Annotated in this window: 7 protein-coding genes; 3 read left to right on the plus strand and 4 right to left on the minus strand. The window is 58.6% G+C overall.

What is annotated here, in order from left to right; translation table 11 throughout:
- Positions 1-58: 58 nt before the first annotated feature.
- Positions 59-1,066 carry an ArsJ-associated glyceraldehyde-3-phosphate dehydrogenase gene (locus tag IQ265_RS28245; protein WP_194059841.1) on the minus strand — a complete coding sequence of 336 codons (1,008 nt, stop codon included), beginning with the start codon at positions 1,064-1,066 and terminating at the stop codon, positions 59-61.
- Positions 1,067-1,319: 253 nt separating this feature from the next.
- Here IQ265_RS28245 and IQ265_RS28250 point away from each other — a divergent pair, with 253 nt between their 5' ends.
- The gene (locus IQ265_RS28250; protein WP_194059843.1) at positions 1,320-1,934 is read left to right on the plus strand and encodes a Uma2 family endonuclease; all 615 of its coding nucleotides are present in this window, start codon (positions 1,320-1,322) and stop codon (positions 1,932-1,934) included.
- Positions 1,935-2,022: 88 nt separating this feature from the next.
- On the opposite strand, the gene IQ265_RS28255 is transcribed toward IQ265_RS28250, so the two are convergent.
- Entirely contained in the window at positions 2,023-5,862 is a 3,840-nt protein-coding gene (locus tag IQ265_RS28255) for a hydantoinase B/oxoprolinase family protein (RefSeq protein WP_194059845.1), read from the minus strand.
- Between the two features lie 168 nt (positions 5,863-6,030).
- On the opposite strand from IQ265_RS28255, the gene IQ265_RS28260 reads away from it, so the two are divergent.
- A complete protein-coding gene (locus IQ265_RS28260; RefSeq protein WP_194059847.1) occupies positions 6,031-6,984 on the plus strand; it encodes a GDP-L-fucose synthase in 954 nt (317 codons plus the stop codon).
- A 177-nt stretch (positions 6,985-7,161) separates the two neighbouring features.
- On the opposite strand, the gene IQ265_RS28265 is transcribed toward IQ265_RS28260, so the two are convergent.
- Together IQ265_RS28265 and IQ265_RS28270 are read right to left on the minus strand one after the other, a co-directional pair.
- On the minus strand, positions 7,162-7,353 hold the full coding sequence (locus IQ265_RS28265) for a hypothetical protein (RefSeq protein ID WP_194059849.1): 192 nt from the start codon (positions 7,351-7,353) through the stop codon (positions 7,162-7,164).
- A 67-nt stretch (positions 7,354-7,420) separates the two neighbouring features.
- Positions 7,421-7,981, minus strand: a complete 561-nt coding sequence (locus tag IQ265_RS28270; RefSeq protein WP_194059851.1) for a prepilin-type N-terminal cleavage/methylation domain-containing protein — start codon at positions 7,979-7,981, stop codon at positions 7,421-7,423.
- 285 nt (positions 7,982-8,266) lie between these two features.
- Here IQ265_RS28270 and IQ265_RS28275 point away from each other — a divergent pair, with 285 nt between their 5' ends.
- Positions 8,267-9,376, plus strand: a complete 1,110-nt coding sequence (locus tag IQ265_RS28275) for an S-(hydroxymethyl)glutathione dehydrogenase/class III alcohol dehydrogenase (RefSeq protein ID WP_194059853.1) — start codon at positions 8,267-8,269, stop codon at positions 9,374-9,376.
- Positions 9,377-9,629 lie beyond the last annotated feature (253 nt).

Raw genomic sequence — 9,629 nt, forward strand, 5'->3', positions numbered from 1 at the left:
GTGGGCACTGCCCACCATTGGTAAAGTTCTGTCCAAAAATTTCCTCAAGGCAAGGGAATCAAAGACTCTGGGCAACTTTGCGGGCGAGTTCGGCCATGCGGCAGGAGTAGCCCCACTCGTTGTCGTACCAGGCGAGAATCTTCACCTGAGTCTTATCGACCACCATGGTGGAGGGGGCGTCGACGATTGACGATCGCGGATCATCCTTATAATCCACCGACACCAGGGGTCGGGTTTCGTAGCCAAGAATGCCGTGCAATGGGCCATCGGCGGCGGCTTTGAGCAGCTGGTTGACCTCTTCGACGGTGGTGGGGCGATCGACTTCAAATACGCAGTCAGTCAGCGAGGCGTTCAATAGCGGCACCCGCACCGCCAGGCCGTTGAGCTTGCCCTTGAGTTCGGGGTAGATCAGAGTAATGGCGGTGGCCGACCCCGTGCTGGTGGGAATCAGCGACAGCCCTGTGGCTCTAGCGCGGCGCAGGTCTTTGTGGGGCGCATCGACAATCGTTTGGGTGTTGGTGTGGTCGTGGATGGTGGTGATCACACCGTGGCGAATGCCCAACCCCTCGTGGATGACCTTGACCACGGGGGCTAGGCAGTTGGTGGTGCAGGAGGCGGCGGTTAAGAGGCGGTGTTCTGCCGGGTCGTAGAGGTGGTCGTTGATGCCGTAGACCACGTTGAGTGCGCCTTCTTTAACTGGGGCGGCGACGATGACCTTTTGGACGCCCTTGTTGTAGTAGGGGGCCAGGGTTTCTACGGTGCGAAACTTGCCGGAGCACTCTAGCACCAGGTCTATGCCGTAGTCGGCCCAGGGCACAGCACTGGGGGATGCGCCGCTGCTGAAGCTGAGGAGTACGCCGTCGATCGCAATTTTTTCGCTGCCTGCGGCCTCCACGTCGTGATTCCACCGGCCGTGGACGGAGTCGAACTTGAGCAGGTGCGCTGCTGCTTCCGCACCGCCCTTGACCTCGTTGATGTGGACAAACTCAAGCTCCGGGAAGGCCCAGCCTGCCCGCAGCACCAGTCGCCCAATGCGACCAAACCCGTTGACAGCAACTCTGACCATTCCGACATCCCCTCTAGCGCATGGAAACTGAAGCTAGCTGCAGCGCTACACAACCAGCTTCATTTCAAGAAAAGTTGATGCCTCGATTATTTCAAGAAAAATTGATTTGTCAAGTTATCTGCACTACATCTGATGCTGGCGATCGCTGATCTCCGTTCGCCAAGCCATCGGTACCATGCAGTAAGCTAGTCACATCGGTTCTCTAGTTACATCAGTTCTCTAGTTACATCAGTTTTAAACGGCGAGTGCTGAGATGGTGCAGGCCACAGAGCAACCCCTGAGCTTTGAAGCATTTCTAGACCAATACCCCAGCGATGGCGGTCGCTATGAGCTGATTGAAGGCGAGGTAGTTGAGGTGCGGCCCACGGGTGCCCATGAAGACATTGGTGGATTTATCGCCCTAAAACTGGGCGTGCTGATTGATCAAGGGGCCTTGCCGCTGACGATTCCGCGTACCTGTGTGGTGAAGCCGCCCCGGCCTAATGCGGGCTATATTCCCGATGTGGCGGTGCTCGATCGCACTCAACTACCGCACGAACCCCTGTGGGAAAAGGCGTCTACGGTCTGCAACGGTGCCACGATCAAGCTGGTGGTAGAGGTGGTCAGCACTAACTGGCGCGACGACTATGGCCTCAAACTGGCCGACTACGAGGCCATGGGCATCGAAGAATACTGGATTGTGGACTTTCGCGCTTTGGGCGCGGCGCGGGTGATTGGCCAGCCCAAGCAGCCGACAATCACGCTCTGTACCCTGGGGGCCGATGGCTATCAACTAGAACGATTCACCGGCAGTGATCGGTTGATTTCACCAACCTTTGCAGACCTGGGGCTAACAGCGCAGAATATCTTTAGAGCAGGCGCAGGTTAGTCTGCGGGGGTTAGAAACCGGGTTTCTTTTGTGCAGCACACAGGTGAGTGATCGTTCCCGCAAAAGAAACTCAGTTTCTGGTTGCACCTTACCCCGGCCCATCGCCATAACCACCGCCCCCCGGCGTCGCAATTTGAATGCAGTCCCCCGGCTCAAGGGCCACCGTCGCCTGCCCCGGCAGCACCTCCACTCGGCCATCGGCGCGAATCACTCGATTTTCACCCACCTGCCCTGGTTGACCGCCCGCCAACCCAAAGGGCGGCACTAGGCGATGGTTGGAGAGAATCGCCGCCGTCATCGGTTCGCGAAATTCTACCCGGCGCACAATGCCGTTGCCGCCTGCGTATTCCCCCGCCCCGCCGCTGCCCTGGCGAATTGAGAACTCGCGCAGCAATACCGGAAACCGCCACTCCAGCACCTCGGGATCTGTCAGTCGCGAGTTGGTCATGTGGGTGTGCACCGCGTCGGTGCCGGGGAAGCCGGGGCCAGCGCCGGAACCGCCGCAGATGGTCTCGTAGTACTGGTGGCGATCGCTGCCGAAGGTGAAGTTGTTCATGGTGCCCTGGGAGGCCGCGATCGCGCCCAGCGCTCCATACAGCGCATCCGTCACCGCCTGCGACACCTCCACATTGCCCGCCACCACTGCCGCCGGGTAGCGCGGGTTCAGCATTGAGCCTTCAGGAATTACGATCTCCAGGGGCTTCAGACAGCCTGCATTGAGAGGAATATCATCATCCACCAGCGTTCTAAACACGTAGAGAACGGCCGCTTTGCACACCGCTGATGGAGCGTTGAAATTGTTGGGCTGCTGAAGAGATGTACCAGTGAAGTCGATGCGGGCGCTGCGCTGTTGACGGTTCACCCTAACCTGCACCGCAATCTGGCTGCCGTTGTCCATAGAGTAGGTAAACTGGCCGTCCTGGAGGCGATCGATCACCCGCCGCACGCATTCTTCGGCGTTGTCTTGCACATGCTGCATGTAGATTTGCACGATGTCGAGCCCGTAGTGATCGACCAGCTTTTGCAGCTCTTGTGACCCCTTTTTGTTGGCCGCAATCTGCGCCTGCAAGTCGGCCACATTCTGCGTTGGGTTTCTCACCGGGTAGGTTGAAGAGGTCAGAATTTTGAGCAGTTCAGCTTCTAAAAAGCGCCCTTGATCTACAAGTTGAATGTTATCCAATAAGACCCCTTCTTCCTCAATACTGGTGCTGTTTGAGGGCATTGAGCCGGGGGTGATGCCGCCAATATCGGCGTGGTGGCCGCGAGAAGCGACGTAGAAGAGTGGGCGGGTGGGTGGATGGGTCTCGGCTAAAAAGACGGGGGTAATGACGGTGATATCGGGCAGGTGGGTGCCGCCGTTGTAGGGGTTGTTTTGCAGGTAAACATCGCCGGGTTTGAGGTCAGCGCCCCTGGCCTCAATCAAACTCCGCACGCTCTCGCCCATTGATCCCAGATGCACCGGAATGTGGGGCGCATTGGCCACCAGTTGACCGTTTTGATCAAACACCGCGCAGGAGAAATCCAGCCGCTCTTTGATGTTGACCGAGTAGCTGGTGTTTTGCAGCGTGATCCCCATTTCTTCGGCTACGGCGCGGAAGAGGTTGTTAAAGATTTCGAGCAGAACAGGATCAGGCAGTTTTGAATTTTGAATTTTGAATTTTGAATTCCCGACTCCTATCGCTTGTTCCTTGATCTCTTTCTTCAAGATCAAATGCCCCTTGTTCGTCAGAGTTGCCCCCCAACCTGGCTCTACAACGTTGGTGCCAGTGGCTTCGATGATCAGGGCGGGGCCTGCGATCGCATCCCCCGGACAGAGATCATCGCGGTGGTAAACAGGTGTCTTGTGCCACGCATCGGTGGTGTAGACCGGCACGGTGGTCTTAGGCATGAGCGGCTGGGTGCGGACTCGGTGAAGCTCGGGTTCGTCGGGGCTGTGGGTGTGGCCAATCACCTCGACGGCAGCGGTATCGACGATCAGTGGCTTACCCTCCTGGGCAAAACCGTAGCGCTGGCGGTGCAGGGTGGTGAACTGCGATCGCATCGCTTCTACCCCAGCAAACTCTACCGCCAGCACTGAGTCGGTGCCTTCGTACTTGAGCAGCAGCCGGGGCAGCACTTGGGGTAATTTTGGATTTTGGATTTTGGATTTTGGTTCGCTCGGTTCCCCTGGATTCCTGAAAGAGGAACTAGGGGAAAGGGCCGCTGAGGTGTCCTCGATCTCAAATCCCTGCTGGCGCAGTTCCGCTAATCCTCTCTCAGCAAGGGATTCTACCACTTGCTGAATCTGCGGCAGCGTCTCTTCGCCTAGGGGCAACTCGACGGATTGCTCGTTGAGCGATCGCACGTCGGCCAGCCCCATGCCGTAGGCTGACAGCACTCCGGCGTAGGGATGCAAAAACACCTCGGTCATGCCCAGGGCATCGGCAATTAAACAGGCGTGTTGACCCCCGGCTCCGCCGAAGCTGCACAGCACGTATTCAGAAACGTCATAGCCTCGCTGCACGGAGATTTTTTTGATTGCGTTGGCCATTTTCTCGACGGCGATCGCGAGGAATCCAGCCGCTACCTGCTCAGGGCTGCGAGCATCCCCAGTCGCCCGGTGGATCTCCTCCGCCAGGGCCGAAAACTTCTCGCGCACCATATCGGCATCCAGCGGCAAATTGCCCTCTGGCCCAAACACGTGAGGAAAAAACTCGGGCTGGAGCTTGCCCACCATCACGTTGCAGTCGGTCACCGCCAGTGGCCCGCCGTGGCGGTAGCAGGCCGGCCCCGGATAAGCCCCTGCCGACGCCGGCCCTACCCGGTAGCGGCTGCCGTCAAAGCTGACGATGGAGCCGCCGCCCGCCGCCACGGTGTGGATCGCCATCATGGGTGCCCGCAGCCGCACTCCGGCCACCTCGGTTTCAAAGGTGCGCTCGTACTCGCCCCGGTAGTGCGACACGTCGGTAGATGTGCCGCCCATGTCGAAGCCAATCATGCGATCGTACCCGGCCTGGCGGCTGGTCTGCACCGAGCCAACTACGCCCCCGGCAGGCCCGGAGAGAATGCTGTCTTTGCCCTGGAACAGCGCCGCATCGGTGAGGCCGCCGTTGGATTGCATGAACATGAGGCGAGCGGGTTGGGGAGTGGATGGGTGGATGGGTGGATGGGTAGGTGAGCGATGAAGTGAATTTTGAATTTTGAACTTTGAACTTTGAATTTCTTCTTCATTAAGCTGCGCTGCCACACGATCCACATAGCGCCTAAGAATGGGCGATAGGTACGCATCCACCACCGTCGTATCGCCTCGGCTGACAAGCTTGATCAGAGGGCTGACCTGGTGGGAGAGCGAAACCTGGGTAAAACCGACCTGGCGGGCGAGTTCGCCCAGGCGCAGCTCGTGGGTGGGGTAGCGGTAGCCGTGCATCAGCACGATCGCACAGGCCCGAATCCCGCTATCGTAGGCTTGCTGAAGTTCCCTAAGCAGGCGTTCTTCCTCTTCGGCATGTAAAGGAACCAGCACTTCGCCCTGGGCGCTGAGGCGTTCGTTCACCTCGATCGCCCGTTCGTAGAGCATCTCCGGCAGCTCGATGTGGCGGGCAAAGATGTTGGGGCGGTTTTGGTAACCGATGCGAAGGGCATCGCGGAATCCCTGAGTGGTCAGTAAGAGGACGCGATCGCCCTTTCGTTCTAGCAGCGCATTGGTGGCCACGGTCGTTCCCATCTTTACCGCCTCAATCGCCTCGGCGGGGATAGGTTCCCCTGGCCTCAGCCCCAGCAGGTCGCGCATGCCCTGAATAGGGGCATCGGCGTAGCGATCGGGGTTCTCAGACAGCAGTTTGTGGAGCACAATCTGCCCGTCGGGGCGGCGGGCCACAATGTCAGTAAAGGTGCCGCCGCGATCGATCCAAAACTGCCAGCGCTGGCCAGGGGAAAAAGATGGGATCATAGCGTCACGAGGTGGGGAAACTTGAGAGCAGCCTTAAGCCCATTGTGAACTACGGCTAAACTCTAAAGACAGCCCATTGTCATTCCTCACCGCCAGTGCCAGACTCATGCCAATGGGATTCAGCCATCTACATGAGTGCTTGTGTAATTCCTATCTCAACTAACTTTTATGGATACTCACTCTAAAATTTACGTTGCTGGCTCCCGTGGCCTGGTTGGTAGTGCCCTGGTCAGAACGCTCAGGGCCCAGGGCTATGAGAATTTGCTGCTGCGCTCCAGTCAGGAGCTAGACCTGCGCAATCAGGCGGCGGTGGATGAGTTTTTCGCTGCTGAAAAGCCAGACTACGTTTTTTTGGCGGCGGCCAGGGTCGGCGGTATCCAGGCCAACAATACCTACCGGGCCGAATTCCTCTACGACAATCTGATGATTGAGGCCAACATCATCCACAGTGCCTACCGCCACGGGGCGCAAAAGCTGCTGTTTTTGGGGTCGTCTTGTATTTACCCCAAGCTGTGCCCCCAGCCCATGAAAGAGGAGTACCTGCTGACCGGGTTTTTAGAGCCCACCAATGAACCCTACGCGATCGCCAAAATTGCTGGTCTCAAACTCTGCGAAAACTACTGCCGCCAGTACGGGGTCAACTTTATCTCGGCCATGCCCACCAACCTCTACGGCCTCAATGACAACTTTGACCTGGCCAACTCCCACGTGCTGCCCGCGCTAATGCGCAAGTTCCACGAGGCTAAGGTGAACGGCGACCCCACCGTCACCGTATGGGGCACCGGCACCCCCCTGCGCGAGTTTCTGTACGTCGATGATTTGTCCGATGCTCTGGTATTTCTGATGAATACCTACAACGGTGTCGATTTCGTCAACGTTGGCACCGGGCAGGAAGTGTCGATCAAAGAGCTAGCTCTGACGATGAAGGCTGTGGTCGGCTACGAGGGCGAGCTGGTGTTCGACAGTACTAAACCCGACGGCACTCCCCGCAAGCTGCTGGACGTATCGCGGCTCAACGCAGCCGGCTGGCAGGCCAAAACCGACCTCAAGACCGGCATCGAGCACACCTATGCCTGGTTCTTGCAGAGCTACGACTCGCTGCGCGGGCGCGAAGCGGCCTAGGCACTAGGGTTCAACAGGTGGTTCAGGCAAGATGCCCAGCCCACAGAATCTGGATTCAACACAAACCCTATGCTCCAGGTATTAATTTTTCGGGCAGGGGGGATGACTAACCTCCCCTGCTTTAATGCTTCAACTCATCGTCAATACATAAGGGTCAATAAAAACTATAGGTAGCCCTCAGACAGGGTTGCATTTGCCGCTGCGAATTAGGCCAACTCGGCGGGCGATCGCCTCATCCTGAGTGGCATAGGGACCCCAAATCGGGCGCTGATCTTGGAGCCGCTCCCGGCTAACGCTCTCGGCAGTAAGTACCTGACAACTACCGTCTTCCCCCTGAACCACATACCAACCCTCGTTTCGTTCTGGCATTACCGCTCCCCAAACCACTCATATCGCTAACCCATTAAACTCGGTTTTGCCTCAAATGAGTGGTGAGTTAGTAGCAAAAGCGTCCGTTATCGTTGGCCCTGGTGTAGCCCTTACCCTTGCGCATGGCTCCAAGCATCGTAGAAGCTACTACGCAGCGGTGCGTGATGTTTGGCCCCGACATGGCCACGGTCACTGTGCCCAGCTGGCCTTTGATATTGCCGTACATATCAAACTTGACGTAGTGAATACCGCCGGAGGCCGCCAGGGTATTGTCGATATTGGCTAAGACAACGCCCTCTACCAGGGGCTGCCAGGCCGGAACCTGAGTGGCCAGAGTCGTATCGGCATGGTTGGCCCACTCAATTTGGCCATTGCGCTCGCGAATGCTAAAGCGGCGATCGTGGCGCTGCTGCATGGCATCGGTCTGGGTGACGCGCAGCGCCTGGTACACCATATCGCGGGCTATGTTGATCTTGCGCTGCTGCAAAAACCCAAAGAAAGAGGGAGCTGCGATCGCCAGCAGCAACCCAACAATTACCGCTACAACCAGGCCCTCGGTCAACGTAAAACCGGCCGCCTTAGACTGACCAGCAGACGGTTTGCCCAACCGTCGCAAATATTGAGTCATAGGTAAATGCACCAATCCTTATAGGGTCAAGATGCCCACCCGCTAAGGAGCACAGCCGATCGGTTGACCGACATCGGCCATTGTGCTGGAGCGTGTTTAGAAAAGATGACACATGCCCTACGGGGCGCAAAGTCGGTAAGCTGACCTAAGGTACTGCAGTGCCGCTCCGGCGGTCTAAGCCCCTTTGGAAAATGTCTATCGCTCGCTCGGGCTAGGGGCCTTTCAGCCTTGGCCTTAGACCTCTGCCAGTACCGTACCCTCAACTACCCAAAGGAGATTTTGCCCGTGGATGTTAGAGCCGCCGTTGCCCTTGGCCCAGGCCAGCCCCTTACCGTCGAAACTGTTCAGCTCGAAGGGCCCCGTGAAGGCGAAGTGCTGGTCGAAATCAAAGCCACCGGCATCTGCCACACCGATGCCTACACCCTCTCCGGCAAAGACCCCGAAGGGCTGTTTCCGGCAGTGCTGGGTCACGAGGGGGCCGGGGTAGTGGCCGAAGTTGGCCCTGGCGTTACCAGTCTTAAGCCCGGCGACCACGTGATCCCGCTGTACGTGCCCGAGTGCCGCCAGTGCGAGTACTGCCTCAGCTTTAAAACCAACCTCTGTCAGGCCATTCGCCTCACCCAGGGACGAGGCCTCATGCCCGATGGCACCAGCCGCTTTTCCCTAAATGGCGAACCGCTGTTTCACTACATGGGCACGTCAACCTTCTCGAACTACACCGTGGTGCCCGAGATTGCCCTGGCCAAAATTCGTCCCGATGCGCCCTTTGAAAAAGTCTGCTACATCGGCTGCGGTGTCACCACCGGCATTGGTGCGGTGATCAATACCGCCAAAGTTGAGCCTGGGGCCAATGTGGTGGTGTTTGGCCTGGGCGGCATTGGCCTCAACGTGATTCAGGGCTGCCGCATGGTGGGAGCCAACAAAATCATCGGCGTTGACATCAACCCCAGCAAAAAAGAGCTGGCCGAAAAGTTTGGCATGACCCACTTCGTCAACCCTAAAGAGGTGGAAGGCGACCTGGTGCCTTACCTGGTGGAGCTAACCGGCGGCGGGGCCGACTACAGCTTTGAGTGCGTCGGTAACGTAAAACTCATGCGCCAGGCGCTGGAATGCTGCCACAAGGGCTGGGGCGTGAGCGTGATTGTCGGCGTGGCGGCGGCGGGCGAAGAGATTAGCACCCGTCCCTTTCAGCTGGTGACTGGGCGAGAGTGGAAGGGCACTGCCTTTGGCGGGGCCAGGGGCCGCACCGACGTACCCAAAATTGTGGACTGGTACATGGACGGCAAAATCAACATCGACGATTTGATCACCCACGTGATGCCGCTCGATGAGATCAACACCGCCTTCGACCTCATGCACCGGGGCGAAAGCATCCGCAGCGTGGTGACGTTTTAGGGGTGTCGGGTGTTAGGTGTCAGCTTCACGGTTCACGGCGTACCGTATACCGTAAACCGCCAACCGTGAACCCAAAACCTGAAACCCATCCACGCCCCCTTCGACTCCGCTCAGGGAACGCCACCCATCCACCCCCCCCCCCCCCCCACCCCCCCCCCCCCCCCCCCCCCCCCCCCCCCCCCCCCCCCCCCCCCCCCCCCCCCCCGCCCCCCCCGCCCCCCCCACCACCCCCCCGCCCCCCTCCCCCCCCAGC

The organism is Nodosilinea sp. LEGE 06152, assembly GCF_015207525.1.
Lineage (GTDB): Bacteria > Cyanobacteriota > Cyanobacteriia > Phormidesmidales > Phormidesmidaceae > Nodosilinea.